Annotated in this window: 22 protein-coding genes, 4 pseudogenes and 2 riboswitches; of the genes and pseudogenes, 12 read left to right on the top strand and 14 right to left on the bottom strand. The window is 70.4% G+C overall.

Annotated elements, in window-relative coordinates:
- Positions 1–34: 34 nt before the first annotated feature.
- Positions 35–715, bottom strand: coding sequence for a DJ-1/PfpI family protein (locus ADK64_RS10865; RefSeq protein WP_053657545.1), 681 nt, complete (start codon positions 713–715; stop codon positions 35–37).
- 53 nt (positions 716–768) lie between these two features.
- The gene (locus ADK64_RS45845) at positions 769–1,218 is read right to left on the bottom strand and encodes a hypothetical protein (protein WP_053657547.1); all 450 of its coding nucleotides are present in this window, start codon (positions 1,216–1,218) and stop codon (positions 769–771) included.
- Positions 1,219–1,796: 578 nt separating this feature from the next.
- On the opposite strand from ADK64_RS45845, the gene ADK64_RS10880 reads away from it, so the two are divergent.
- Positions 1,797–2,333, top strand: a complete 537-nt coding sequence (locus tag ADK64_RS10880; protein ID WP_053657551.1) for a MarR family winged helix-turn-helix transcriptional regulator — start codon at positions 1,797–1,799, stop codon at positions 2,331–2,333.
- A gap of 500 nt (positions 2,334–2,833) precedes the next feature.
- Here ADK64_RS10880 and ADK64_RS10885 read toward each other — a convergent pair whose 3' ends face one another.
- Positions 2,834–4,513: a chloride channel protein gene (locus ADK64_RS10885; protein ID WP_053657553.1), complete on the bottom strand. Its 1,680-nt coding sequence runs from the start codon at positions 4,511–4,513 to the stop codon at positions 2,834–2,836.
- A 378-nt stretch (positions 4,514–4,891) separates the two neighbouring features.
- Between ADK64_RS10885 and ADK64_RS10890 the strand changes: the two genes are divergently transcribed.
- The 4 genes from ADK64_RS10890 (at position 4,892) to ADK64_RS10905 (ending at position 7,898) form a co-directional block, all read left to right on the top strand.
- Complete coding sequence (locus tag ADK64_RS10890; RefSeq protein ID WP_053657554.1) at positions 4,892–6,097, top strand: FAD-dependent monooxygenase; 1,206 nt, start codon at positions 4,892–4,894, stop codon at positions 6,095–6,097.
- A gap of 90 nt (positions 6,098–6,187) precedes the next feature.
- Complete coding sequence (locus tag ADK64_RS46600; protein WP_199829565.1) at positions 6,188–6,343, top strand: hypothetical protein; 156 nt, start codon at positions 6,188–6,190, stop codon at positions 6,341–6,343.
- A gap of 256 nt (positions 6,344–6,599) precedes the next feature.
- Positions 6,600–6,738, top strand: a riboswitch (cobalamin riboswitch).
- Between the two features lie 40 nt (positions 6,739–6,778).
- Positions 6,779–6,994 (top strand): CbtB domain-containing protein, encoded by a 216-nt coding sequence (locus ADK64_RS10900; protein WP_234384525.1) that lies wholly within the window; start codon positions 6,779–6,781, stop codon positions 6,992–6,994.
- Between the two features lie 31 nt (positions 6,995–7,025).
- Positions 7,026–7,898 carry a CbtA family protein gene (locus tag ADK64_RS10905; RefSeq protein WP_053657556.1) on the top strand — a complete coding sequence of 291 codons (873 nt, stop codon included), beginning with the start codon at positions 7,026–7,028 and terminating at the stop codon, positions 7,896–7,898.
- A gap of 91 nt (positions 7,899–7,989) precedes the next feature.
- Here ADK64_RS10905 and ADK64_RS10910 read toward each other — a convergent pair whose 3' ends face one another.
- Together ADK64_RS10910 and ADK64_RS10915 are read right to left on the bottom strand one after the other, a co-directional pair.
- A complete protein-coding gene (locus ADK64_RS10910; RefSeq protein WP_053657558.1) occupies positions 7,990–8,586 on the bottom strand; it encodes a histidine phosphatase family protein in 597 nt (198 codons plus the stop codon).
- A gap of 22 nt (positions 8,587–8,608) precedes the next feature.
- On the bottom strand, positions 8,609–10,069 hold the full coding sequence (locus tag ADK64_RS10915) for a short-chain fatty acyl-CoA regulator family protein (protein WP_053657560.1): 1,461 nt from the start codon (positions 10,067–10,069) through the stop codon (positions 8,609–8,611).
- Positions 10,070–10,259: 190 nt separating this feature from the next.
- On the opposite strand from ADK64_RS10915, the pseudogene ADK64_RS42715 reads away from it, so the two are divergent.
- Together ADK64_RS42715 and ADK64_RS10925 are read left to right on the top strand one after the other, a co-directional pair.
- A pseudogene (locus ADK64_RS42715) lies at positions 10,260–10,553 on the top strand (MmgE/PrpD family protein); the annotation flags it as partial.
- Positions 10,547–11,335: pseudogene (locus ADK64_RS10925) on the top strand (citrate/2-methylcitrate synthase); the annotation flags it as partial. The pseudogenes ADK64_RS42715 and ADK64_RS10925, both read left to right, overlap by 7 nt.
- On the opposite strand, the gene metE reads toward ADK64_RS10925, so the two are convergent.
- The 4 genes from metE to aceA all read right to left on the bottom strand — a co-directional run bounded on the left by metE (position 11,292) and on the right by aceA (position 18,028).
- Complete coding sequence (metE, locus tag ADK64_RS10930; protein WP_053657564.1) at positions 11,292–13,610, bottom strand: 5-methyltetrahydropteroyltriglutamate--homocysteine S-methyltransferase; 2,319 nt, start codon at positions 13,608–13,610, stop codon at positions 11,292–11,294. The pseudogene ADK64_RS10925 and the gene metE overlap by 44 nt on opposite strands.
- 169 nt (positions 13,611–13,779) lie before the next feature.
- Positions 13,780–14,002, bottom strand: a riboswitch (cobalamin riboswitch).
- Positions 14,003–14,186: 184 nt separating this feature from the next.
- Positions 14,187–15,056 carry a 3-hydroxybutyryl-CoA dehydrogenase gene (locus ADK64_RS10935; RefSeq protein ID WP_053657566.1) on the bottom strand — a complete coding sequence of 290 codons (870 nt, stop codon included), beginning with the start codon at positions 15,054–15,056 and terminating at the stop codon, positions 14,187–14,189.
- Entirely contained in the window at positions 15,053–16,645 is a 1,593-nt protein-coding gene (aceB, locus tag ADK64_RS10940) for a malate synthase A (RefSeq protein ID WP_053657568.1), read from the bottom strand. Before aceB ends, ADK64_RS10935 begins: the two co-directional genes overlap by 4 nt.
- A 99-nt stretch (positions 16,646–16,744) precedes the next feature.
- On the bottom strand, positions 16,745–18,028 hold the full coding sequence (gene aceA, locus ADK64_RS10945) for an isocitrate lyase (protein ID WP_053657570.1): 1,284 nt from the start codon (positions 18,026–18,028) through the stop codon (positions 16,745–16,747).
- Positions 18,029–18,411: 383 nt separating this feature from the next.
- Between aceA and ADK64_RS10950 the strand changes: the two genes are divergently transcribed.
- The 5 genes and pseudogenes from ADK64_RS10950 to ADK64_RS48925 form a co-directional block, all read left to right on the top strand.
- Complete coding sequence (locus ADK64_RS10950) at positions 18,412–19,821, top strand: short-chain fatty acyl-CoA regulator family protein (RefSeq protein ID WP_053657572.1); 1,410 nt, start codon at positions 18,412–18,414, stop codon at positions 19,819–19,821.
- A gap of 222 nt (positions 19,822–20,043) precedes the next feature.
- Positions 20,044–20,334 (top strand): transposase, encoded by a 291-nt coding sequence (locus ADK64_RS48390; protein WP_267888539.1) that lies wholly within the window; start codon positions 20,044–20,046, stop codon positions 20,332–20,334.
- Positions 20,335–20,366: 32 nt separating this feature from the next.
- Positions 20,367–20,465 (top strand): annotated as a pseudogene (locus ADK64_RS47095) (3-oxoadipate enol-lactone hydrolase); the annotation flags it as partial.
- A gap of 232 nt (positions 20,466–20,697) precedes the next feature.
- Complete coding sequence (locus ADK64_RS48920) at positions 20,698–21,453, top strand: AIPR family protein (RefSeq protein ID WP_159046218.1); 756 nt, start codon at positions 20,698–20,700, stop codon at positions 21,451–21,453.
- Positions 21,387–21,527 (top strand): annotated as a pseudogene (locus tag ADK64_RS48925) (LuxR C-terminal-related transcriptional regulator); the annotation flags it as partial. The gene ADK64_RS48920 and the pseudogene ADK64_RS48925, both read left to right, overlap by 67 nt.
- Before the next feature lie 220 nt (positions 21,528–21,747).
- Here ADK64_RS48925 and ADK64_RS10960 read toward each other — a convergent pair.
- From ADK64_RS10960 to ADK64_RS10980, 5 genes are all read right to left on the bottom strand, one after another.
- Complete coding sequence (locus ADK64_RS10960) at positions 21,748–23,568, bottom strand: MFS transporter (protein ID WP_107092962.1); 1,821 nt, start codon at positions 23,566–23,568, stop codon at positions 21,748–21,750.
- A gap of 121 nt (positions 23,569–23,689) precedes the next feature.
- Positions 23,690–24,895 carry an NAD(P)/FAD-dependent oxidoreductase gene (locus ADK64_RS10965; RefSeq protein WP_199829566.1) on the bottom strand — a complete coding sequence of 402 codons (1,206 nt, stop codon included), beginning with the start codon at positions 24,893–24,895 and terminating at the stop codon, positions 23,690–23,692.
- Entirely contained in the window at positions 24,892–25,101 is a 210-nt protein-coding gene (locus ADK64_RS10970; RefSeq protein WP_053657576.1) for a ferredoxin, read from the bottom strand. Before ADK64_RS10970 ends, ADK64_RS10965 begins: the two co-directional genes overlap by 4 nt.
- 35 nt (positions 25,102–25,136) lie before the next feature.
- A complete protein-coding gene (locus ADK64_RS10975) occupies positions 25,137–26,375 on the bottom strand; it encodes a cytochrome P450 (protein ID WP_063789887.1) in 1,239 nt (412 codons plus the stop codon).
- A gap of 122 nt (positions 26,376–26,497) precedes the next feature.
- Positions 26,498–26,971: a MarR family winged helix-turn-helix transcriptional regulator gene (locus ADK64_RS10980; protein WP_053657636.1), complete on the bottom strand. Its 474-nt coding sequence runs from the start codon at positions 26,969–26,971 to the stop codon at positions 26,498–26,500.
- Between the last annotated feature and the right edge of the window lie 3 nt (positions 26,972–26,974).

A 26,974-nucleotide genomic window follows, 5' to 3' on the forward strand; every position in this document is an offset into this window, starting at 1 on the left:
TTGCGTCGTTATGTGCGGGGCGGGACAGGTGTGCTCAGAAGGCGGCGGGCGCGAGCCCGCGGGGGCGCCAGGTCGTGCCGCGGCGCTCGTGGGCGAACAACTCCTCCACGGCGTGGGCGATCTGTGGACCCACTTCCCGCTCCAGCAGGTACAGGCCGAGGTCGAGGCCGGAGGTGACCCCGGCGGCGGTGACCAGGTCGCCGTCGTCGACCACGCGTGCTCGGACGGCGTGGACGCCGGTCGCGTCGAGCAGGTCCAGGCCCAGGTGGTGGGTGGTGGCGTGACGACCGGGGAGGAGACCGGCCATGGCCAGGACGAGCGAGCCGCCGCAGACCGTCGCCACGGTGATCCGCGCGTCCTCCATGGCGGCCTTGAGCAGCACCGGCAATTCGGTCCGCAGCGCGCGGGCCAGCCGGACCGGGATGGCGTCGTCCTGCGTGTCGTCGCCTTCGGGGTCCGTGCTGTCGCCGGGGTCGCCGACGCGCCCGGCGGCGCCGGGGACGAGGACGACGCCGGGACGGCTGGGGTCGAGGATGCCGGTGGTGTGCAGCGAGAGCCCGCCGGTGCCGCTGACGACCTCCCGCGGGCCTTCGGCGCTGACCAGCTCCACGCTGACGGCGCCCTCGGAGGCGGTGCCGCCGGCGTGGAGGACCTCGAACGGTGCGATGGCGTCAAGCGGGTCGAACCCGTCGAACAACACGATCTGGACGTGCATGTGAGTGACTTCCGTGAGAGTGGGAGCCGGTGGTCACCGGCTTCGCTGCGATGCTAGGAGCCGGTGCGCGCAGCGAGGATGGGCTCGAATGACACATCCCAACGGAATCTCGCCACACTGTCGCCCTCGCCCGCCCAGCCCTCCTGATGGGGGCTGTTGGCGTCGAGGCACAGGTAGTTCCCGGAGCCCTGGTCGTAGCCGCTGACGAGCTGGCCGTACTTGGTGGCGGTCCAGGTCTTGCCGACCCCGTGCCAGGTGTCGCCGGTGCCGCAGGTCCAGACGACGTTCTCGACCAGCTTCGGAAGACGCTTTGGTTCGTCGTACCCGTGATACAGACAGCGGTTCTCGTACCACGAGCTCGGCGGGTCCACGGCGTAGGCGTGGACCTCTCCTTCTCCGGCTGCCTCCCTCCTGACCGCGGCATGTCCCGTGCCCGACGCGGCCAGGAGGACGCCGGCCAGCGCGGTGATGCCCCACCGGCGCCATCGGCCCGTCAGGGGCACGCCACGGGGTCTTGCGCGCAGGTGCGTTTCAGCGTTCTCCTCCAGCTCCACGGCACATGGCTAACGGGTGGCGTGTCGCTTGGCAGGGCGAACACGGTGTGGAAACCGTCGGTTTCACCGGTTCAGTTCACCGCCGCTGCGTAGGGGCATGCGGCTGCAGGCGATCCTGCGCGCACGCGGACTTCCGGGCCTGAGTGATCCTGATCCTCTGGTGACACGGCGCGGCGGGAGCTTCGACCGCAACGACACGACCGCCACATTCACGCACACCGTCACCGATGTCACGGCCGGCAACGTCGTCCCCGTGCAGCTCCTCTGGAAGGCGGCGGGGGAGGGCGGTACCAGGCAGCCCTCGGGCTCCGCGGCCGGACTCCTTCGCCCTCCCGTTCGGCCTGGGCGTGCACGGGACAGGCGCAGGGACAGGGACAGCGTCACCGAAACCCGGGACCCCGGCGGCTCCTTCTGTCCACTCCGTGATGACGCTGCGATGCTCTTGCTCGGCTGTCCCCACCTTGCGGGGTGAATGCCTGTTCTCATCGAGGGAGAGAGAGACGGCCTCGGCACGGTAGAAAGGACGTATGGCGGAGCGACAGACCCCCACGGGTGCCTTGGACGATGTCGATGCGGTCACCAGAGCGGTGCTGACCGCGTCGCGTCTGTTGGTGGCGGTCTCCGCGCGCTCGCTCGCCGCGGTGGAGGACCGGGTGACCGTCGCCCAGTTCCGGATGCTGGTGGTGCTGTCCACCAGGGGGACGACCAAGCTGGTCGAGCTCGCGGAGCTGCTCCAGGTGGCTCCCTCCACCGCCATGCGGATGGTCGACCGGCTGATCGCCTCCGGGCTCGCCGACCGCCAGGCCAATCCTGCCAACCGTCGCGAGACGCTCCTGCGGCTCACCGAGGAGGGCCGGCGCACCGTCGAGGAAGTCACCGCCCGGCGTCGTGCCGAGATCGCCGCCATCGTCGAACGGCTCCGCCCGATGGAGCGGCTGGCGCTCGTCGAGGCGCTGGGCGCCTTCAACGAGGCGGGTGGCGAGCCTCCGGTACCCGGGGCGGACGATCCCGAACCGTACCCGCTCGGCTGGATGGTGGACGGAGCACTGACGCACGACGCCTGACATGAGTACGGCTGGTCCGGCCGGCCATGGCTTGCTTTCAGGCGCGCTCTTTTCCTGTCCCCTGTTGGCCCTTAACCTGCATAACGCAATGAAACGGGACGAGCGCCGGCAGTGGCCGACGGACGAGGACAGGGCGTGGGTCCGGCAGGAACGCGCTGACGTCGACGGGCCTCGCGATCAGGTTGTTGGCCGTCAGGCAGGGGTTCGTCCTGGCGAAGTGGATCACTCATGGCGAGCCTGCCGTGTAGACGCCGATCAGCAGGATGAGCCAGTCGACCGGGACTGCCGGACCGCTTGCGCCCCTCCGCTCGGGGCGCTCCTGCGTGCCGGGCGCATCGAGCTCGCTGTATGTGGTCGGGGGCGTGCACGCGACGTGGCCGCGCTCCGCAAGTGCCACGGTTCACCTCCTTGGAACGGAATGTCCGTCGAGGCCCCCGCCATCCGTTTTGCAGAGTGCAAGTACAGATCGCGGGCACGGACCGCAGCGCCTGGCGACGCGCTCAGGTGGTCGCATGCACGGCGCGCAGCGCGCTTTGATGGCTGAGCCATCCGACCGGCTCGCCCCGCTTGGCGTCGAGGACGGGTACACCGGTACCGGCGGCGGACAGCAAGGCGTGCAGTGCCTGGCTGAGGGGCTGTTCCGGTGTGACGGGTGCGGGTGGCGCGGCGAGCTGGGCGATCGTCCGGGGCGCGGCGTCCGGCTGCTCCGCGAGGGCCTCGGCCACGGCCTGCGCGGTGACGACGCCGACGTACTCCCCGGAGTCGGCGACGACCGGGAGCGCGCCATGGCCGGACAGGCTCAGCAGGTCGGCGGCGTCCGCCAGGGTGCTGGTGGCGGGCAGGGGGGCGGGCAGCGGTTCCATGACGGCGCCGACCTGCTGGGCGCCGATGACCGCTCCGGGTGCGGGGCCTTCGAGGTCGATGCCGCGGCGGCGGAGCTTGAGGGTGTAGATCGTGTCGCGGGAGAGCAGGCGGCTTATGGCGGTGGCCAGCACGATGGCCAGCATCAGGGGCAGGATGATCGAGTACTCGCCGGTCAGCTCGAAGAGGATGACCACGGCGGTGATCGGTGCCCGGGCCGCACCGGCGAAGGTGGCGCCCATGCCGATCAGGGCGTACGCGCCCACCGCACCGGCGGTGCCGGGTATCAGGTGGTGGACGCCGATGCCGTACGCCGAGCCGAGCATCGCGCCGATGAACAGGCTGGGTGCGAAGACGCCGCCCGAGCCGCCGATGCCGATGGTGAGGCTGGTGGCCAGCATCTTGCCGGCCAGCAGCAGAAGCAGGAAGCCGACCGCGTAACCGCCCTCGGTGGCCTTCTCCAGCACGGGGTAGCCGACGCCGTACATCTGCGGCAGTGCCAGCAGTACCAGCCCGAGAGCCAGCCCGCCGACCGCGGGGCGCAGCCACTCCGGGCCGCGCCAGAGCCAGTCGCAGGCGTCCTCGATCAGGTAGAGGAAGCGGGCGAAGCCCATGCCGACCACGGCCGCGGCGACGCCGAGCAGGGCGAACAGGCCGTACTGGGCGAGGTGGTCGACGTGGAAGGCGGGCAGGGTCAGGAAGGCGACGTCGCCGAAGGAGGCGCGTCCGATGATGCTCGCGGTGACGCTGGCCAGCACCGTTGCCCCGAAGGCTTCCGCGCTGAAGGTGCCCAGGATCAGCTCCATGGCGAAGAAGACACCGGCCAGGGGTGCGTTGAAGGTGGCCGCGATGCCGCCCGCCGCGCCGCAGGCGACCAGGAGCTTCGTACGGTTCTCGGTCGCCCTGGTCACGCGGCCGAGGGTGGAGCCGAGTGCCGAGCCGATCTGCACGATGGGGCCCTCGCGGCCGACCGAGCCGCCGGAGCCGATGGTCAGGGCGGAGGCGAGCGTCTTGACGACGGCGACCCTGGGGCTGATCCGCCCGCCGCGCTGGGCGACGGCCAGCATGACCTCGGGCACGCCGTGCCCACGGGCCTCCTTGGCGAACCGGTTGACGAGGGGGCCGTACAGCAGGCCGCCGATCACCGGCGCGAGCAGTACGAAATACGGGCCCAGCCACGGCACGTGCGGATTGCCCGCGCCGGGGGAGGCCGAGTAGTCGGTGTGTCCGGACAGCAGACGGGTGAAGGTCTTGATGCACCAGCGGAAGACGACCGAACCGACGCCTGCTCCGGCGCCGACCACCACGGCCAGTGCCATCACGTCCCAGGGGGCGTTCCGCAGGCCCGCGATCGCCGGCGCCGGCGTAAGGCTTCCTGCCGTCGTGTCGGCTCCTGGTGTCCTGTCCGTCACTGCCCGTATGCCACTCATCGATTCCCCTTCCTTACTTTTGCATTATGCAAAAGATGTCAAGAGTGCGCACCACCGTTCCGCGCCTCGGACCGACCTGCCCCGGTGTCCGCCGGCGCACGCGCGGGTGGCGCTTTCGTCGACGCATTCCCCGGCTCGGTCAGCAAGCACTGTGTGCTGCCCGGTAGTCGCTCTGCTCCGGTGTCTGTTCGTTGACTGCGGGCCTTCTTGACGCCCGAGCTTTGCATAGTGCAAAAATTAGATGGCGGGGAAAGGTGGTGCACACCGATGAGGGTCGTCATCTGTGGGGCCGGGATCGCGGGACTCGCGCTGGCCGGCCGCATGCACAACGTGCTCGGCTGGGACGTCGTCGTCCTGGAGAAGGAGCCGAGGCCCCGCACCGGCGGTTACATGATCGACTTCTTCGGGCCCGGATACGACGCGGCCGAGGCCATGGGTGTGCTGCCCTCATTGGAAGAGCTGAGCCATCACGTTTCCGGGGCGGCCCTCGTGGACGAGCGCGGTGAGTGCCGGGTCGGGCTCCGCTACGACCGCTTCGCGCGCTTCCTGGACGGGCGCCTGCTGAGCATCATGCGGCCCGACCTCGAACTCGCCCTGCGAGAGCGGCTGTCCCTCGCGGTGCGTCTGCGCTTCGGCGTGGGCCCGGCCCGCATCGACGCCCGCCCGGACGGCGTTCGCGTCACCCTCACCAACGGCGACAGCATCGACGCCGACCTGCTCGTCGGCGCCGACGGCATCCACTCCACCGTGCGCGCCCTGGTCTTCGGCGAAGAGGCCCGGTACGTCCGCCACCTCGGCTACGACACCGCCGCGTTCACCTTCGACGATCCCGAGGTGCACGCGGAAGTGGGCGACCGGTTCTGCCTCACCGACACCATCGGCCGGCAGATGGGTCTGTACGCGCTGCGCGACGGCACGGTCGCGGTGTTCGCCGTGCACCGCGCCACCGGCCCCCGCCTTCCCGTCGACGTGCGGGCGGCGCTGCGCCATGAGTACGGCGCGCTCGGCTGGCTCGTGCCTCGCGTCCTGGCGAACTGCCCGCCATCTTCCCGGATTTACTACGACCACGTCGCCCAGACGACCCTTCCTGCCTGGAGCCGCGGCCGGGTCGTCCTGGTCGGTGACGCCTGCCAGGCGGTCTCCCTCCTCGCCGCACAAGGCGCCTCCCTCGCGATCGGCGCCGCATACGTCCTGGCCGACCAACTCGCCCGCACCTCCCGCGTTGAGGACGCACTGCACGGCTACGAACGGCTCTGGCGACCCGTCATCACGCACAAGCAGCGCGCGGCCCGGCGAGTGGCCCGCTGGTTCGTGCCCGAATCACCACGACACCTGCGGGTCCGCCGCGCCGCCCTGCGGCTTTCCAACCTGCCCGGTGCGCAACGCCTCGCAGGCATCTCACTCACGGGGAGGCAGGGGCCGCCCCTGCGACGACTCGCCTCGATTCCGTCGTGGGTGAGCGAGAACCTGTAGGGCGGGTGGGAAGGAGGCCACTGTGCCCGAGCCTTATCCGGAAGAGTTCGCGAGGATGCCGTGCGAGTCGCGAGGAACCGCGGCCCGGGCGTGACGGTCGAGCAGGTGGCCGCCGACTTCACAATGCACGCGGTGACGCTGTGGAAATGGATGCGTCGCGCGGACATCGACGACGGCGTGAAACCCGGACCGGCCACGCCGGAGAACGCGGAACTACGGGTCACGGTCGCTGACAGATCCACGTGACGGGCCGACCCGCCCGCCAGGAGAGCTCGCCCATGTGGGGCGTGTGGTGACGCGGGAGCGGGCGTGCGATCGGCTCAGATCGACGTCCACCGGGTTTCCCCTCGGGGCCATGTCCCTGTCGCGTCTCCCGTCGGCCGGATTCCCGTGCCATTCCTGTGGGTGAGATCCACATCGGCTCGAAGAAGGGGTCGAGGCTACGCAGGGCGGCGGGTGCGCAGGGACACACCGTCTCGGCCACTTGTCTGATTGACGGACCATCTCAAGGGTCCGTACGCTCCGTTTGTAATGACGGCCTAAGGAAGCTGGTGAGATTCCAGCACGGTCGCGCCACTGTGAACAGCCCCACTCAAGGGTGGGGCTGGAGTCAGACACTGGGCCGTCGCGACGCTCCACTGTACTGAGGGACGCACGATCCCCTGAAGGAGGCTCACACCCATGAGCAGCATGTCCGCACCCGCCGCGCTTCCCACCCCGGTCGTCCTGCCGGCCACGAAGGCTGTGATCTGGCTCGTCGGGACCGCGCTGATCGCGCTGGCCGTCTACTACTTCATCGGTGTCGACCAGGGCGCCTACTCCGTCTTCGGCAAGGACATGCACGTCCACGAGTTCGTGCACGACGCCCGCCACTTCCTCGGCTTCCCCTGCCACTGACGAGAGCAAGCACGGACTCGGACATCTGAACATGGAAAAGAGACTCATACTGCGCGGCGTCATCGCCGGCGCAGTCGCCGGTCTGCTCGCCTTCGTCTTCGCCCGGATCTTCGCCGAGCCCCAGATCAACAAGGCCATCAACTACGAGAGCGGCCGCGACGCCGCGCAGGAGGCTCTGGACAAGGCCGCCGGAATCCCGGTGGGGGCTCCGGATCCGGACATCTTCAGCCGGACCATCCAGGCCAACGTCGGCATCGGCGTCGGCATGGTGTTCTTCGGCATCGCCATGGGCGCCCTGTTCGCCGTCGCCTACGCCGTCTGCCTCGGCCGGGTCGGCAACCTGCGCCCGCGCAACCTGGCGATGCTGGTGGCTCTGGGCGGCTTCCTCGGCATGTACCTGGTGCCGTTCCTGAAGTACCCGGCCAACCCCCCGGCGATCGGCCACCCGGACACGATCAAGGACCGCGGCAACCTGTACTTGGCCATGGTCCTGTGCTCAGTCGTGTTCCTGATCGGCGCCGTCTGGCTCGGCAAGCGTCTCCAGCCGCGCTTCGGCAACTGGAACGCCACGCTGCTCGCCGGTGCCGCGTACGTGGTCGCCATCGGGATCGTGATGCTCCTGCTGCCGCAGCTCGGCGAGCTCTCCGCCAACGTGCACGAGTACGGCCACCAGGCCACGGAGACGCCCCTGCCCCTGAAGAACTCCAAGGGTGCGATCGTCTATCCGGGGTTCCCGGCGGACGTGCTGTTCTCCTTCCGCTTCTACTCCGTAGCCGCTCAGGCGCTGCTGTGGGCGAGCCTGGGCCTCGTCTTCGCGCCCATGGCCGAGCGGCTGCTCGATCCGGCGATCAGGGCATCGGCCAAGCCGGCGCCGAAGCAGCCGGAGCCTGTCGGCGCGGCATGACGTGCTCGCCAGCATGAGGCACCAGAGGGCCACGCCACTCCAACGAGGCGTGGCCCTCTAGCCGTTCTCGAGGTGCCCGTCGCCTCCTGCCCTACGGCGCCACGGTGTCTTGCTGCGCCGAGGCGACGAGGGGCCTGCCGAGCCGTAGGTTCCAGCGGCCGGCTCGTCCGCTGAGTTCCGTCGCCGTCAACGGCGCCACGTCGAGCCTCCAGAAGACAGCCTCCGGCAAACCCAGTACACGCGTCACCGCGGCCCGGACCACCTCGGGCTCGACCACGGCGATCGTACGGCCGTCCGTGTGCTGCACGGACTCCAGCCAGCGCCCGACCCGCTCGCACACGCCCCGCACCGACTCGCCGCCGTGTGCCGCCCAGCCCGGATCGGTGAGCCAGTGCCCCACCGCCTCCGGCTCGGCCGCTCCCACCTCGTCGAGGGTGCGTCCCCGCCAGCGGCCCACGTCCAGGCCGCCCAACTCCGCTGTCTCCACGCCGTCGAAGCCGAGCGCGGCCGCCGTTTCCCGGCAGCGCACACTCGGGGACACGACCACGCGCGCGGGCGCGAGCAGCGATCCGGCGGCCTCACGCGCGCGGGCCGCGCCGCCGTCGTCGACCGAGTCGCCGTCGTAGAAGCGGGCCTGCCGCAGCGACGGACTCGTGGCGGGCGAGACGAAGGTGACACGGCTGGTCACGTGGCTGCTCCTGTGGTCGGTGTCATGGGGTGCGGCTCTCCACGGCGTACGGCACGTACGTGCGCCGGTCCGGGTCGATGGCGAGGCGTCCGCCGGCCGGCGGCCTGGCCCGCTGGGCGCAGTCGCGGCGTTCGCAGATCCGGCAGCCCAGGCCGATGGGGGTGGCGGCGCGGGAATCGTCCAGGGCGATGCCCTCGGTGTAGACGAGCCGGTGGGCGTGCCGCAGCTCGCAGCCGAGGGCGACGGCGAACTCGGCGCGCGGGGCGTGGTGTCCGAACCCGCCGCGGGTGATGGTCCGCGCGACCCAGAAGTACCTTTTCCCGTCCGGCATTTCCGCGACCTGTGTCCGTATCCGGCCCGGTGCGGAGAACGCCTCGTACACCGTCCACAGCGGGCAGGTGCCGCCCATGCGGGAGAAGTGGAAGTCGGTGGCCGACTGGCGCTTGGAGATGTTGCCGGCCCGGTCGACGCGCAGGAAGGAGAACGGCACGCCCCGGCTTCCCCTGCGCTGCAGCGTGCTCAGGCGGTGGCAGACCGTCTCGAAGCCGACGCCGAAGCGGGCCGAGAGCAGCTCGACGTCGTACCGGACGTCCTCGGCCGTCGCGTGGAAGGCCGCGTACGGCATGAGCACCGCGCCCGCGAAGTAGTTGGCCAGGCCGATGCGGGCGAGGGCCCGGGACTCCGGCGAAGTCAGCTCGGTGGAGCGCTCGGCCAGGTCTGTGAGCAGCGGTCCGTACTCCAAGAGAGCGACCTGAGTGGCGAGTTGGAAGGCGCGCTGGCCGTCGCTGAGCCAGGGGGAGAGGAACAGCACTCCCGCGTCCGGGTCGTACCGCCGGGCGTCGGCGGAGCGGCCCGCGGCTGCTCGCACCACTCGGACACCGTGCTGCTCGACGAGCCGTGCGGTGAGCGGGTCGGCGGCCCGGCCCGGCCGCAGCTCCAGGGCTGCCGCGAGCCGTTCGGCCTCGGTGTCCAGCGGCTCGAAGTGGTTGTGGTGGGCGTAGAAGAAGTCCCGGACCTCGTCGTGCGGCTCGCCCGCAGGGAGCCGGGTCACTCCCCCGGAGGGTGCACCCCCAGCGCCCGGGGCGGCCAGGGCGGCGGCCTGTTCGGCGGTGTCGCGGTAGCGGCGGTGCAGGGCGACCAGGGCACGCGCGATTTCGGGGTGGTCGCGGGCTGCCGCGGAGATCTCCTCATCCGCCGGAAGCGGCACCCCGCAGGCTTCGTCCGCGAGCGCCGCCCGCAGATCGGTGGCGATGCGGTCCTCCCCGGCCTCCGAGAAGAACTCGGTGTCGACACCGAAGACCTCGGCGATCCGCAGCAGCACGGATGCCGTCAGCGGGCGCTGGCTCTGTTCGATCTGGTTGGCGTAGCTGGTGGAGATGCCGAGGGCGCGGGCCATGTCGACCTGGTTCATGCCGTGCTCGCGGCGCAGGCGGCGCAGCTTGGCATGGGCGTAGATCTTCCCTTCCGCCGGTCGCCGAGCCACACGCGTACCTCCTCGCCCCCGGGCTCACCTGCGAATCTAGCATCCGCAGGATTCGCAGCTTTCGCAGATTCGCAGCTCCGCGATGTACACATTCCGCACCTTGGAACGGTGGCCCGACCGACCGTCGCCGGGAAGGCTCAGCACGTCAGCCCTCAGGCAGTGCCGTCCGACCGACATCGCGAGGAGTCCCGTGATCGAGCACCACGTCCGTGTCCACCCCAGCACCGACCGTCTGCCCCACGAGGAGCAGCTCGCCTGGAAGCTCGCGGCCGTGGCCACGCGCACCGAAGAACTGCATGCCGACAGCACGGCCATGGCCGTCAACCGGGTGATCGACAACGCCTCGGTCGCCGTCGCCTCGCTGCTGCGCCGCCCGGTCGCCGTCGCCCGCGCCCAGGCCACCGCCCACCGCACGGCCACGCCCGGCGCCTGCGTCTTCGGCACCCCCATCATGGTCTCGCCGGAATGGGCGGCCTGGGCCTCGCCCCGATCCCGCCGAACCCCGAACTCGGTTACGCCGAGAACTTCTTCCACATGTGCTTCGGCAGCGTTCCGGCCCCGGACGTGGTCCGCTGCTTCGAGATCTCCCTCGCGCTGTACGCCGAACACAGCTTCAACGCCTCGACGTTCACCGCCCGCGTGGTCACCTCCACCCTCTCCGACCTCTACAGCGCGGTCACCGCCGCGATCGGCGCGCTCAAGGGGCCGCTGCACGGTGGCGCCAACGAAGCGGTGATGCACATGCTGGAGGAGATCGGCGATCCGGCACGCGCGGAGGAGTGGCTGGACGCGGCACTGGTCGCCAAGCGGAAGATCATGGGTTTTGGCCACCGTGTCTACAAGCACGGCGACTCCCGGGTGCCGATCATGCAGGACGCGCTGGACCGGCTGGTCGCCCGCGCCGCCGACCCCGAGGTCACCCGCCTCGCCACTCTCCACGCGGCCCTGCGGCACGCGATGCTCTCCCGCAGGAGCATCCACCCCCACCTGGACTACCCGGCCGGGCTCGCCTACCACTTGATGGGCTTCGACACCTCTACCTTCACACCGATCTTCGTGATGAGCCGTATCACCGGCTGGACCGCCCACATCACCGAACAGCTCGCCCACAACGCGCTGATCCGCCCTCTCGCCTCCTACGCGGGACCGGACCAGCGGGCGGTGCCGGTGGCCGGGGAAGGACGGCCGGCGGTGCGTCCTTCCCCGGCGGACTGGGCCTGGGTCAGGACGAGGAGAGTTCCTCGCGGACCGTACGGGCGGCGGTGACCAGGCTCTCCAGCGAGGCGCGGGTCTCGGGCCAGCCGCGGGTCTTCAGACCGCAGTCCGGGTTGACCCAGAGCCGTTCGGCGGGGATCGCCTTCAGACCGGTGCGCAGCAGTTCCGCGGCCTCCTCCGTGCTCGGCACACGGGGGGAGTGGATGTCGTAGACACCCGGTCCGGCCTCGCGCGGGTAGCCGTGGGCGGCGAGTTCCCGGGCGACCTGCATGTGGGAGCGGGCGGCCTCCAGGCTGATGACGTCGGCGTCGAGGTCGTCGATGGCCTGGACGATGTCACCGAACTCGGCGTAGCACATGTGGGTGTGGATCTGGGTGTCCGGCCGTACGCCGGAGGTGGTGAGCCGGAACGCCTCGGTGGCCCACGTCAGGTACGCCTCGTGGTCGGCGGCGCGCAGCGGAAGCGTCTCGCGCAGTGCGGGCTCGTCGACCTGGATGACCGACGTGCCGGCCGACTCCAGGTCGGTGACCTCGTCGCGGAGGGCGAGGGCGACCTGCCGGGCGGTGTCGGCGAGGGGCTGGTCGTCGCGGACGAAGGACCAGGCGAGCATGGTGACCGGTCCGGTGAGCATGCCCTTGACGGGGCGGTCGCTCAGCGACTGGGCGTAGGACGTCCAGCGCACCGTCATCGGCTCGGGCCGGGAGATGTCGCCGGCGAGGACCGGCGGGCGGACGTAGCGGGTGCCGTACGACTGGACCCAGCCGTGCTGCGTGGCGAGGTAGCCGGTGAGCTGCTCGGCGAAGTACTGGACCATGTCGTTGCGCTCGGGCTCGCCGTGCACCAGGACGTCGATGCCGGTCTTCTCCTGGAAGGAGATGACCTCCTGGATCTCCGCCTTGATGCGCTCCTCGTAACCGGCGGTGTCGAGGCGGCCGGCCCGCAGGTCGGCGCGGGCGGTGCGCAGTTCGCCGGTCTGCGGGAAGGAGCCGATCGTCGTGGTCGGCAGCAACGGCAGCCGCAGATGGGCGCGTTGGGCGGCGAAACGCTCGGCGTACGGCTGGGAGCGGCGGGCGTCGGCGTCCGTCACGGCCTCGGAGCGGGCTCGCACCGCCGGGTCACGGGTGATCGGCGAGTTCGCGCGGGAGGCCAGGTCGGCGCGGTTGGCGGAGAGTTCGGCGGCGATCGTGTCGGTGCCCTGGGCGAGGCCCTTGGCGAGGGTGACGATCTCGGCGGTCTTCTGCTTCGCGAAGGCGAGCCAGCGCAGGATCTGCGGCTCGATGTCCCGCTCGGCCGCCGCGTCCAGCGGCACGTGGAGCAGGGAGCAGGAGGCGGCGACGTCGACGCGGTCGGCGAGCCCGAGGAGGGTGCCGAGCGTGGACAGCGACTTCTGCAGGTCGTTGATCCAGATGTTGCGGCCGTTGACGACTCCGGCGACCAGGCGCTTGCCGGGCAGTCCGCCGACGGCCGCCAGGGCGTCCAGATCGGCCGCGCCGGCCTCGGTGAAGTCCAGGGCGAGGCCCTCGACCGGTGCCTTGGCCAGGACGGGAAGCGCGTCGCCGAGCCGGTCGAAGTAGGAGGCGACGAGCAGCTTGGGCCGGTCGGTGAGGGCGCAGAGGTCACGGTAGGCGCGTTCGGCGGCGTTCAGGTCGGCCGGGGTGCGGTCCTGGACGAGGGCGGGCTCGTCGAGCTGCACCCACTCCGCGCCGGCCGCCCGCAGGTCGGCGAGGACCTCGGCGTACACGGGAAGCAGCCGGTCCAGAAGAGTCAGCGGCTCGAAGTCGGCCGGCACGCCGGGGGCGGGCTTGGCCAGCAGGAGGTAGGTGACAGGGCCGACCAGCACGGGCCGTGCGGTCAGGGCCTGGGCGAGGGCTTCCTTCAGCTCGGCGACCTGCTTGGCGGAGTCGGCCGTGAACACGGTGTCGGGCCCCAGTTCGGGGACCAGGTAGTGGTAGTTGGTGTCGAACCACTTGGTCATCTCCAGCGGAGCGACCTCCTGGGTACCGCGGGCCATCGCGAAGTAGCCGTCCGTCGGGTCGGCGTCGACGGCGGCGCGGTGGCGCTCGGGGATCGCGCCGACCATGACGGTGGTGTCGAGGACGTGGTCGTAGTACGAGAAGTCGCCGGTGGGCACCTCGTGGATGCCGGCGTCGGCAAGCTGCTGCCAGTTGCTCCGCCGGAGCTCGGCGGCGGTCGCATGGAGCGCGTCGGCGGTGACGCGGCCCTTCCAGTAGCCCTCGACGGCCTTCTTCAGTTCCCGGTTCTGGCCCTGACGGGGGTAGCCGTACACGGTGGCCCGTGCTGCCGCGGCTGCGGACTTCGCTGTCACGGAGATCTCCTTCGCGAGATGAACCCCTGAGATCCCGGAGACGGGACGAGAGCGCGAAGGGAATGACGAACCGGACGGCAACGACCCCGCGCGGCTACAGCACGGTCGTTCCGTCTGGTGTGTACGCCGACCCGCCCTCGAGGTCACCGGAATTTCCACGCACGGAATGGTCCGTACGCGGGCAGTCGGCAGGTCTTCGGACTCGCGGGCTCGTCCTCTTCGTCGGAGGACACCTACTGGCCGTCGCTTCCCGGGCCCGGTACCTCGGACCCAGTGCGTATGACGGCGGTCGTTCCCGCTCACCGCTGCGGGGCAGTCCCGGATTCCCACCGGGTTCCCTCTTACGACACCCCGCCTGGCTGACGGGGCGAACCAGCTGCGCAGACCACCCTACGGGGTGGTGCCGCAAAGGAGGAGAGCCGTCCAGCATCCGGAAGGCGTGACACAGCACTTCGAAGGCGGAACGCCGAAGGGCGGGAAGCGCCGCACCAGCGCTTCCCGCCCTTCCGTAGTGCCGCCACCGGGACCCTCGACCCGGCGCCGGTGCGGGCCCCTCAGCCCGCGTCGCCCAGGCCCTCAGCCCTGGCCGTAGGTGTGGAACCCCCGGCCGGTCTTCCGGCCCAGAAGACCCGCCTCCACCATCCGCTGGAGCAGCGGCGGTGGTGCGTAGAGGGGTTCACGGAACTCGTCGTAGAGCGACTCCGCGATGGACGCGACGGTGTCCAGGCCGATCAGGTCGGCGAGCTTCAGCGGACCCATGGGGTGGGCGCAGCCCAGTTCCATCCCGGCGTCGATGTCGGCGGCTGTGGCGAAGCCCGACTCCGCCATCCGGACCGCGGACAGCAGGTAGGGGATGAGCAGGGCGTTGACGACGAAACCGGCCCGGTCCTGGGAGCGGATGACCGTCTTGCCGAGGGTGCGGGTGGCGAAGTCCTCGACCATCGTGGTCGTCTCGGCCGACGTGTGCAGGGAGGCGACCACCTCGACGAGCGGCAGGACGGGGACGGGGTTGAAGAAGTGCAGGCCCACGACCCGGTCCGCGCGGGATGTCGCCATGCCGAGCCGCATGACCGGAAGGGAGGAGGTGTTGGTGGCGAGGACGGCTGCCGGGTCCTCGACGATCTTGTCGAGGGCGGCGAAGACCTCGGCCTTGGCGTCCGGGTTCTCGATGACGGCCTCGACGACGAACTGCCGGTCGGCGAGGTCGTCCAGGCTGCCGGTGAACACCGTCCGGGCGAGCGTGTCACGCGCCGCCGCGCGCTCCAGCCTGCCCCGGCGTACTGCCCGGTCGAGTGACGCGGCCACCCGGTCCCGTGCCGCGCGGGCCGCCACCGCGTCCACCTCGCACACCACGGTGTCCAGCCCGGCCCGCGCGCACACCTCGGCGATCCCGGCACCCATCTGCCCGCCGCCGACCACGCCGACGCGTACGATGCCCGCGCTCACGCCCGCACCTCCGGCCGGCGCACGAGGTGACGGGAGTAGGCGTCCGGCGTGAAGAACAGCGGCAACTCACCGGTCACGGCGGTCCGTTCGAAGAGGGTACGGATGTCCTCGACGGGCGCCCACGGGTACTCGGCGCCCAGCGCGGCGACCTCGTCGTCGAGCAGTTGGGTCACCGTCTCCCGGTCGATCACCCGGTGCCGCAGCCACTGCCAGATCTGCACGCGGGCGATCTCGGCGGTGGCCGCGTCCTCCATCAGCCCGTCGAGCGCGACGGCGCCCTGCCCGCGCAGCCACGCGGAGTAGTACCGCAGCGCCACGGAGACGTTCGTGCGGATCCCCTCCGGGGTGGGCGGGCCGCTGATCCGGCGCACGGACAGCAGGTCGGCCGGGGTGACCTCGACATCGTCACGGGTCCGGTCGAGCTGGTGAGGCCGCTCGCCGAGGACACCGTCGAAGACCTCACGGCAGACGGGGACGAGCGCGGGGTGGGCCACCCATGACCCGTCGAAACCGTCCTCGGCCTCCCGCTCCTTGTCCAGCCGTACCTTGGCGAACGCTGCTTCGTTCGCGGCGGCGTCCTTGCCGGGGACCTGGGCGGCCATGCCGCCGATGGCGTGGGCGCCGCGCCGGTGGCAGGTACGCACGAGGAGTTCCGTGTACGCCCGCATGAAGGGCGCGGTCATCGTCACCTTCGCGCGGTCCGGAAGGAGGAAGTCGGTGCGGTGGCCGAAGGTCTTGATCAGGCTGAAGAGGTAGTCCCAGCGGCCGGCGTTGAGTCCCGCGCTGTGCTCGCGCAGCTCGTAGAGGATCTCCTCCATCTCGAACGCGGCGGTGATGGTCTCGATGAGGACCGTGGCGCGGATCGTGCCCCGCGAGATGTCGAGCAGTTCCTGGGCGAGGACGAAGACGTCGTTCCACAGCCGGGCCTCGTACCGGTTCTCCAGCTTCGGGAGGTAGAAGTAGGGGCCGTACCCGGCGTCGATCTGCCGCCGGGCGCAGTGGAAGAAGTACAGGCCGAAGTCGACGAGCGCGGCGGGCACCGGCCGGCCCGCGAACTCCAGGTGTTCCTCCTCCAGGTGCCAGCCACGGGGCCGGACCATGATGGTGGCGAGCTGGTCGCCGAGCCGGTACTCCTTGCCTCCGGGTGTGGTGAAGTCGATCCGGCGCTCGATGGCGTCGAGCAGGTTGAGCTGTCCGCTGACGATGTTGTCCCACAGGGGGGCGGTGGCGTCCTCGAAGTCCGCCATCCACACCCTGGCCCCGGAGTTCAGCGCGTTGACGGCCATGCGGCGGTCCGGTGGACCGGTGATCTCCACGCGGCGGTCGGTCAGGCCGGGCGCGGGCGGTGCCACCCGCCAGGACGGGTCGTCGCGGACGGCGGAGGTGACCATGGGGAAGTCGAGAGGCGAGCCCGACGCCAGCCGCAGGACCTGCCGGCGGCGTTCCTTCATCAGGTCCCGCCGACGCGGCTCGAACGCCTCGACGAGGCGGCCGACGAAGTCCAGGGCGGCGGGGGTGAGTATCTCGTCGTGCCGGTCACCGGGCGCGGCGAGGACACGGACCTGCTGGGTGAGTGCGGTGGTCGTCATCGGGCTCTCCTGAGGGGTGAGAGCGGAGGGGGACGGAGACGGTTCGTCCCCCTCCGCCGGCCGGGGCCGGCCGGACCGCGGAGCGTCCGGCCCGGTGGCTTAGTGGAACTGCTCTTCCTCGGTGGACCCGGTCAGGGCGGTGGTGGAGGAGGCGGGGTTGACGGCGGTGGAGACCAGGTCGAAGTAGCCGGTGCCGACCTCGCGCTGGTGCTTCACGGCGGTGAAGCCGTGCGCCTGCGCCGCGAACTCCCTCTCCTGCAGGTCGACATAGGCGGTCATGCCGAGCTCGGCGTAGCCGCGCGCGAGGTCGAACATGCCGTGGTTGAGGGAGTGGAAGCCGGCCAGCGTGATGAACTGGAAGCGGTAGCCCATCGCACCGAGCTCGCGCTGGAACTTGGCGATCTGGTCGTCGTCCAGCGCGGCCTTCCAGTTGAAGGAGGGCGAGCAGTTGTAGGCGAGCATCTGGTCGGGGTACTGCGCGTGGATCGCTTCGGCGAACTCGCGGGCCTGGGCCAGGTCCGGGGTGCCGGTCTCGACCCAGATCAGGTCGGCGTACGGCGCGTAGGCCAGACCGCGCGCGATGACCGGAGCCATGCCGTTCCGCACCCGGTAGAAGCCCTCGGCGGTGCGCTCGCCGGTGACGAACTCGGCGTCGCGCTCGTCGACGTCGGTGGTGAGCAGGTTGGCGGCAAGCGCGTCGGTACGGGCGATGACGACGGTGGGCACGTCGGCGATGTCGGCGGCGAGGCGGGCCGCGTTGAGGGTGCGGATGTGCTGGGAGGTGGGCACCAGGACCTTGCCGCCGAGGTGGCCGCACTTCTTCTCGGAGGCGAGCTGGTCCTCGTAGTGGATGCCGGCCGCACCCGCCGCGATCATCGCCTTGGTCAGCTCGAACGCGTTCAGCGGGCCGCCGAACCCGGCCTCCGCGTCGGCGACGATCGGCGCGAGCCAGTCGGTGGTGTCGCCGGCGTCCTCGGCGGTGGCGATCTGGTCGGCGCGCAGCAGCGCGTTGTTGATCCGACGGACCACCTGGGGAACGGAGTTGGCGGGGTACAGGCTCTGGTCGGGGTAGGTGTGCCCGGCCTGGTTGGCGTCGGCGGCGACCTGCCAGCCGGACAGGTAGACGGCCTGCAGCCCCGCCTTGACCTGCTGGACGGCCTGGCCGCCGGTCAGGGCGCCGAGCGCGTGGATGTAGTCCTGCTCGTGCAGCTGCCGCCACAGCCGCTCGGCGCCGCGCCGGGCCAGGGTGTGCTCCTCGCGGACGCTGCCCGAGAGCCGGACGACGTCCTCGGCGCCGTAGGTGCGCTCGATGCCCTGCCACCGGGGGTCGGTGGCCCAGCGCCGCGCGAGTTCCTCGGCCGCCTGCGTCCTCGCCTCTGCCATGACTGTCACGTCTCCTCGGTCTGCACTGGCTGCCAATCCCGCCGTCCGGATGAACAGGGGTGGCACTGTGTGTCGTCCTGTGGGGGTACGGCCCGCCGTCACCCTGGCGGGTGAAGCTGAGCAATGCTGCCGGCGCAGTTCGCCATGGGTACCGGGATCTCCGATGTCAGGGCAGTGAATCGTGCCCAGGTTCCAGGCGGTGGTTGCCGTGTCCGGCGGGGCCGCACTACGACTGTTGCACTGGCACTGAGTGCCATCAACCTTGGATCGATGCCAACTTCTGCGAATCTTCCGGTTGGCTTTTGCCAATCTTGCGAAGGCTCCGGTCGGGTGTGTGTCCCGTACGCTGGCCGGATCAGGTCCCCGGTGTGGAGGAGCGGTCGGTGGGCAAGACGTACGCGGGGGCGCGGCTGAGGCGGCTGCGCGAGGAGCGGCGGCTGAGTCAGGCCGAACTCGCCCGGGTGCTGGAGATCTCGCCGAGCTATCTGAACCAGATGGAGCACGACTCCCGCCCGCTCACCGTGCCCGTCCTGCTCAAGCTGACCGAGGCGTTCGGCGTCGACCCCGGCTTCTTCTCCGAGCGCGACACGACCAGGCTGGTCGCCGACCTCCGCGAGGCGCTCGCCGGAGAACTCGCCGAGGCCCGGCTCTCGGCGGCCGATCTCGGTGACCTCGCCGCCCGGCTGCCGGGTGTCGCCCAGGTGCTGCTCGACCTCGGCCGGCGCAACCAGCGGCTGTCCGAGCGCCTGGCCGGGGCGGCGGACGGCAGGGACGGCGAGCGGGGAACCGCGTTCTCCCCCCATGAGGAGATCCGGGACTTCTTCTACCGCCGCCAGAACTACCTCCACGACAGCGACCTCGCGGCCGAGCGACTCGCCGGGGAGATCGGCATCCGGCCGGGCGAGGTGATCGGGGCCCTCACCACGCGGCTCGCCGAGGCCCACGGCATCCGTCTCGCCGCCGAGCCCGGCGACCGGCTGCACCGCTACGACGACAGAGGCCGCACCCTCCATCTGTCTCCACGGCTGCGACCCGGCCAGCGGGCCTTCCGCATGGCGACGCAACTCGCCCTGCTGGAACACGGCGCCCACCTCGATCGCCAGGCCGCCGAGGACTTCGAGCCCGGCTCGCCCGCCCACGCGCTGGCCCGCATCGGCGTCGCCAACTACTTCGCCGCCGCGCTGATCCTGCCGTACACCGCGTTCCACACGGCCGCCGAAGAGGCGCGCTACGACATCGAACGCCTCACCGACCACTACGGCCTCGGCTACGAGACCGTCTGCCACCGCCTGAGCACTCTGCAACGCCCCCGACTGCGCGGCGTTCCCTTCTCCTTCGTCCGCGTCGACCGGGCGGGCAACCTGTCCAAGCGCCAGTCGGCGAGCGGCTTCCACTTCTCCCGGGCCGGCGGCACCTGCCCGCTGTGGAACGTCTACGAGGCGTTCGCCGCCCCCGGCCGCATCCACGTCCAGATCGCCGAAATGCCGGACGGGTCACGGTACTTGTGGACCGCACGGGCCGTCACCCGGCACCGCGGGGGCTGGGGCGAACCCGGCAGGACCTACGCCATCGGCCTCGGTTGCGAGATCCGCCACGCCCACCGGCTCGTCTACTCCGACGGCCTCGACCTCGCCAACGCCTCCACCGCGACGCCGATCGGTATGGGCTGCCGGGTCTGCGAACGCCTCGGCTGTTCGCAGCGCGCCGTGCCGCCGCTGGGGCGTCCGCTGCGCATCGACCAGAACAGCAGCACGTTCGCGCCGTATCCGGTCGAGGACGACGGGGCCGCGTGACCGTGCCGGCCTGCAGCACCGTGGCGAGTTGTCACGTTCACACCGGGACCTGCGTGATGTGAGGCCCCGTCTGATGGTGCCGACGGGGTCCTCCGTGTTCGGCGGACAGGCAAGGGAGGGCCCGGCTCGGGAGGTCTGCCATCGGCCTTGGTGCGGACAGCCGTGGAGATCACTCCGGTCGTGAAGTGATCTGAATAGAGATGTCTGCTTCTGCGCCAGCGCCTGGACAGTGAGGCGTCCTTCGCTGCGCTGTGCGGGGTCGGTCCTGCCGAGCGTTCCCCGTGGCGCCGGCAGTTCCGTCGCCTCGACCGTGGCGGCGACCGTCAGGCCGATGCCGCGCTCCACCGCGTCGTGTTCACCCGTCTGCGGGTCGACCCGCGCACCCAGGACCACTACGAGCACCGGACCAAGGAGGGCAAGACCCGGCGCGAAATCGTCCGCCGCCTCAAACGCTGTGCGGCCCGCGAGGTCTTCCACCTGGTCGGACGGCTACAGCCAGGACCCCGCCCATAGGAGCTGTCGTGACAGATGAGAGGGTCGGGCGAGTGAACGAGACACCACCGAACACCCTGCAGTACCGCTTTGACGGGCCGGAAGAGGCCCCCGTCCTGATCCTGGGTCCCTCACTGGGTACCACCTGGCACAGGTTGTAGAGACCGTCTTTGGGCGTCCACGTCAGTCCAAGGCGGATGCGTAGTAGCAGGTCAGGGCATCGCGGTCCGGGGAGTCGGCGTAGTTGGTGACAGACGTGTGACAGCGCCTGTGAAGGTGATCTACGCGAACAGGTCGGCAGAGACGCCGCACTTCAACGTATAGGCCAAGGGGGACCGGCTCAGGCGGGAACTTGCGAAGATCACGTCCGATACGCGGGCCGACTTGGAGTACCTCAACGCTGCTGACTTGCGTGAGCGGACCGCCCGTGGAGCAAAAGCCGTCGCGCAGCTGGTGTTCACCGAAACGCCGATGAGCACGTCGCTCGGCGAGGGATACGTGTGTCTGGCGCGGCTGGACGAGTATTACCGCTTCATCACGTCCGACAACGAGGCTTTACGCCTGGAGTTGTTCGAGTCGAACGTGCGCGACTACGCGGGATCCACCGCCGTCAACAACGCCATCGGTGAGACCCTGAGGTCCGGTACCGGCGAGAACTTCTGGTGGTTCAACAACGGCGTCACCGTCGTCGCGGACGCCGCCCAGATCGCCGGCAAAAAGATCGTGGTCAGAGAGCCTCAAATCGTCAACGGGCTACAGACCAGCCACGAGATCTACAGCTACTTCCAAACCGGCGGCCAGCACAGCGATCGGTCCCTCCTGGTGAAGATCGTGGTCGCTCCTGAGAACGGCACAGCTCGCGACCGCATCATCCGGGCGACCAACAGCCAGCCCCAGCTGCCCGCCGGAGCGTTGCGCGCCACAGAGTCCATCTGTCCGCGCATGTCGAGGTGGAGCAGGCCATGGAGCTGTTGGCCGGCGGTCGGCGGATCGGGTATCTGCTCAAGAGCCGGGTCGCCGACGTGGAGGAGTTCCTGGAGGCGGTCAGGCGGATCGCCAAGGACGGATCCGTCGTGGATCCCGCCCTGGTTCAGGAACTGGTCTCGGCGCAACGACGAAGGAATCCGCTCGACGCGCTGAGCGCACGCGAGCGCGAGGTACTGGCCCTGCTGGCGGAGGGTCGGTCCAACGTCGGTATCGCACGCCGTCTCTGGGTCACCGAGGGCACCGTCGAGAAGCACGTGCGCAGCATCCTCGGCAAACTGGGCCTGTCCGAGACCGACGATGACCACCGGAGGGTACGAGCCGTCCTGACCTTCCTGCAGGCCCCTGATCCCGCGTCGAACAGGACGCGGTCCGGCGACACCTCTGCGGTGCGGGGCAACGCATGGACATGGCGGCTGCCCGCCAGGTCGCGGGGCGCCCGGAACCGGATCAGCATGTCGGCCGCTGTCCCTTCTGACGGCCCGACCCGTCCAGCGGCCACTGGCTCCCCGGTGCCTCGGTCACCGTGGCAGTGCAGGGCGCTCGTCCCGGCTGGTCGTCCACTCCTCCGCGTGCTGATGTCGTCGCGAGGGGGCTGGTGGAGGTTGCCGCCCGCGTGGTCTCGCCTCGGATGCGGATCAGGGAGGTGGCCGCGGCGGCGAGGGCCATGGCGATGGCCAGGGTGAAGACGATGACCAGGCCGTCGTGGAAGGGCCGGGAGATCAGGTGGGGGAAGAATTCCCGCCCGGTCAGGATCGCCGTGTTGGCTCGAGGGAGGTGGTCGAGGACGGTCGGGCCGAGGAGCTGCTGGATGGGGTTGTAGCCGAGGAAGGCCGCGAATAGGACGCCGACCGGCGGCAGCGTGGCAACGGTGTGAGCGGCTGGGGCGGGTACGTGCTGGGCGGTGAGGCCGGAGCTGAGGGTGTGCGGCAGTGAGCCGGCGAGTCCGGCGACCATCAGGGAGAAGAAGACGCCCATGGACAGCACCGTGCCGGCATTCTGGAAGGTGGCGCGCATGCCGGAGGCGGCGCCGCGGGCGTCCGGCGGAATGCTGGACATGATGATCGATGTGTTCGGCGCTGCGAACAGCCCGTTGCCGAGGCCGTTGAGCAGGACCAGGGCCGCGAAGAGGCCGTAGGGGAAGTCGGTGGGCAGGAGGAGCAGCCCGGCGAAGGAGGCGGCCATCACGACGCATCCGGCGACCGCGAACGGTCGGGCGCCCCATCTGTCCGACAGGGCCCCGGACACCGGTCCGGCCGCGAGGAAGCCGACGGTGAGGGGCAGCAGGTAGATGCCGGCCCACAGCGGGGTGCGGGCGTAGTCGTAGCCGTGGAGCGGCAGCCAGATGCCCTGCAGCCAGATGATGAGCATGAACTGCAGACCACCGCGGGCGATCGCGCCCAGCAGAGTGGCCGCGTTGCCGCCGGTGAAGGCGGCATTGTGGAACAGCCGCAGCGGGAACATCGGTTCGGCGACGTTCATCTCCACGACGCAGAAGACGGCCAGTGTCAGCGTGCCGCCGACGAGGCCGGCGAGCACCCAGGGGTTGGTCCAACCCATCGTGTGGCCGCCGTGCGGCTGGATGCCGTAGGTGATGGCGGCCAGCAGTGCCGTCAGGCCGGCGGCGAAGGTGACGTTGCCCCACCAATCGATCCGTCCCGGGGCGTGGATGCCCGTCTCGTGCAGCGACTTGTACGCCCACACGGTGCCGATCAGTCCGATCGGCACGTTGACCCAGAAGATGGAGCGCCAGTTCCACTCCACGAGCGCTCCGCCGAGGACCAGACCGATGAACGTGCCGGCGATGCCGGCGACCATGTTCACGCCGAGCGCCATGCCGCGCTGCCGGGCGGGGAAGGCGTCGGTGAGGATGGCGGTCGAGTTGGCCATCAGCATCGCACCGCCGACGGCCTGCACGATCCGCCACCCGATCAGCCACAGCGCACCGGCCGAGCCGTGCAGCGGGTCGACGGAGAGGATCACCGAGGTGACGGTGAAGATGACGAATCCCGCGTTGTAGATGCGTACCCGGCCCCGCATGTCGCCGAGACGGCCGAGGGTCACGACCAACACGGCAGTGACCAGCAGGTAGCCCATCAGCATCCACAGCAGGTAACCGACGTTGCCCGGCCGGAGCGGGTCGAGACGGATGCCGGTGAAGATACCGGGCAGCGAGATCAGCACGATCGAGCCATTGATGGTCGCGATCAGGACGCCGAGTGTGGTGTTGGTCAGCGCCACCCACTTGTAGCGGGGGTGGTCGGCGCTGATCCAGGTACGGCGACCGCGAGGACGGACGCCGGGGGCGGTACCACCCGTAGGGCGGGGGCGGGGGCTCTGGTCGGTGGTCACCGGCTGCCCTCCCTCCTTGCTTCCTGGGGGGACGAGCGGGTCAGTTCACGGTTGCCGGGCTGAGCGCGGGTGTGGCTGCGAAGGCGGCCCACGATGCGCGGTCGACGACCAGACGGCGCAGCGTGCGTGCTTGACGAGGGGCGTTCCAGCCGAGTACGCCGACCACCCTCCCGTGGTGCCCGTAGGCGGCGGCGAAGTGGCCGTCCGACGGGTCGCCGTAGACGATCCGCATCTCCGCGTCCGGCGGGAAGATCCCGTACGCCTGGATCCTGGTGTCGTACTGATCGGTCCAGAAGTAGGGCACGGGAGCGAACGGAGTCGCGTCGCCGAGCAGGTTGCCGGCGACAGCCATGGCCTGCTCGCCGGCGTTCATCCGGTGCTCCAGCCGCATGCGGGTGCCGAAGTGCGCATTGGGCCAGGAGGCGACATCGCCGGCGGCGTAGATCCCGGGTGCCGCCTGGCAATAAGCGTCGCACTCCACGCCGTCTGCCAGCCGCAGGCCCGAACCTTCCAGCCAGCCGGTCGCGGGCGCGGCACCGAGGGCCAGGACGACGACGTCGGCCGGCAGAGTGGTGCCGTCGCCGAGTTCCACTCCGGTCACCCGGCCGCCGGCGCCGCACAGCCGGCGTACCGGCACTCCGCAACGCAGGCGGGTTCCGCGGTCCCTGTGCAACTCGGCGACGAGCGCACCGATCCGGTCCCCGAAGGGGCGCCGCACCGGGACCGGCTCCGGCTCGGCCACGGTCACCTCCAGGCCCATGGCCCGGGCGGCCGCGGCGACCTCGGTGCCGAGGAATCCGGCACCGACCACGACCACCCGGGGCCCGGCTCGCAGCGCGGTGCGCAGGGCGATCGCGTCGTCGAGGGTGCGCAGGACGTGGACTCCGGCCAGGTCGCTGTCGGGCAGGCGCCGGGGGGCCACACCGGTGGCGATGACCAGCGCGTCGAAGCCGATGCTCTCGCCGCCTGCAAGGCGCACCCGGCGGCCCGGGACGTCCAGGGCGACGGCGCGCTGCCCGAGCCGCAGGTCGGCCCGCAGCCGCGCGAGATCCGGCAGGGAGCGCAGGGTGGCGCGTTCGGGCTCCCAGGCGCCGGTCAGGATCTGCTTGGACAGTGGCGGCCGGTCGTACGGCGGACGGGCTTCCGCACCGATCAGCGTGAGGGTGCCGTCCCAGCCTCGGTGGCGGAGGGTCTCGGCCGCGGTCAGGCCGGCGGCCGAAGCTCCCACGATGACGATCCGGTTCATTCCCTCGTCTCCTGTTCTTCCAGCCAGATGGCCTGGGCCGGACAGAGGGCGACGGCCTGCCGGACGTCGTCCGCGCGGCCCTCAGGAGGGTTCTCGGCGAGCAGGACGACGATGCCGTCCTCCTCGCGCTGGTCGAACACCTCCGGTGCGGTCAGCACGCACTGACCGGAGGCCACACACTTGTTCTGGTCGACGATCACCTTCATCGGATGCTCCTTTCCCGCGCGGCACTTGGCCGCGCTCACCAGGTGACGGGCAGCTCGTAGACGCCGTAGACGGCCCCGTCGTGCTTGAACGGGACCTCGTCGAGATCCACGGCCAGCTTCAACGTGGGGATGCGGCGGTACAGGGTGCTGTAGACGACCTGCAGCTCCACCCGGGCCAGCGGCTGGCCCAGGCACTGGTGGACGCCGAAGCCGAAAGCCACGTGGTGGCGGGGATTGCTGCCGATGTCCAGTTGGTCGGGGTCGGGGAAGGCCGCGGGATCGCGGTTGGCGACGTCGTTGGAGAGGACGACGCCCTCGCCGGTGCGGATGGTCACGCCGCCGACCTCGATGTCCTCCAGGGCCACCCGGCGCCGTCCGCTGTGCGGGATGGTGAGGTAGCGCAGGAGTTCCTCGACGGCCGACGCGACCGTCTTCGGGTCGTCGCTCTCGCGCAGCCGGTCCAGCTGGTCCGGGTTCTGCAGCAGGGCCAGGGTGCCCAGCGCGATCATGTTCGCGGTGGTCTCGTGCCCGGCGGTCAGCAGCAGCATCCCCATGCCCGCCGCTTCACGCTGGGAGAGCTCACCGGCCCTGACCCGCTCGGCCAGCGTGGAGAGCACGTCGTCGGCCGGGTGGGCGAGTTTGACGCCGATCTGCCGGTCCAGGTAGTCGAGCAGCTGCTGTGTGGCCACCCGCGCCTGCTCCACGGTGCTGGTGCGCTTGATCAGGATCTTGCTGTTGGCCTGGAAGAAGTCGTGGTCGGCATACGGAACGCCGAGCAGTTCGCAGATCACCAGCGACGGCACCGGCAACGCGAACGCCTGCACCAGATCAACCGGCTTGGGCCCGGCGAGCATGGTGTCGATCAGGCCGTCGACGATCTTCTGAATGGCCGGCCGTAGGGCCTCCACCTGCCTGATGGAAAAGGCCGCGGTCACCATTCGGCGAAGCCGGGCGTGCTCCGGATCGTCCATGTTGATGAAGGTCCGCGACTGCCTCCGGCGCTCCTTTTGGGCCGGGCTCACATGGGGGTAGTGCGGGAGGTCGCTGTCCGAGCTGATCCGTGGATCGGCCAGCAGAGCCCGTACGTCGTCGTAGCGGGTGACCAGCCACGCGGTGCTGCCGTCCCACAGCCGCACCCGGCTGATCGGAGCCTGGTCCTGCAGAGTGTGCAGAGCCGGCGGCGGATCGAAGGGACAGCGGGCAGCCCGGGCCATGGGGTAGTCCGGTACCTGCGCCGACGGCACATCGGTGCCGGGTGCCGAGAAGGTGTTCATGGTTCTCCGCCCTTTCCGGAAGTCGGATATGGGGGCAGTGCCGGGACCGGGCCCAGCGCGCGGAGGGCGACGGAGCAGGTCCCGCCTGCGGGAGGAGACACCGAAGAGCGCAGCCAGGAGGCTCAGGAGGGCGATTCGCCGCCGACAACACTTGGTCGCCGCACCATCCGGCGCACGATGGGCAGGGCCGTGCGCATGGCCTCGCCCAGCACTCGCACGTCCTGCTCGGGCAACGCGGCCAGCATGTCGGCCACCCGGGCACACTGCGCGCGTCGGCGCTCGGCCATCACCTCTCGCCCGGCTTGCGTGATGGCAACCAGGCGGACCCGCCCGTCCTCGGGATGGCTCACTCGAGTGGCCAGGCCCTGGTCTTCCAGCCGATGCACCAGGGCGGTCATCGACGGTTGGGCGATACCCTCCGCCGCTGCCAGCGCGGTCAGCCGGATCGGACCTTCCTGCTCCAGCCGGCTGAGCGCCGCGGCGGTGGTCAGACTCATGCCCTGCCGATCCGACAGAAGGTGCCTGACCAGTCCGATGGCCAGCTCGTTCAGCTCCGCCGCCACCTCCTGGTAACCCTCTTCAGGTGTCTCATCCATACC

This window comes from Streptomyces sp. MMG1121 (assembly GCF_001280015.1).
GTDB lineage: Bacteria > Actinomycetota > Actinomycetes > Streptomycetales > Streptomycetaceae > Streptomyces.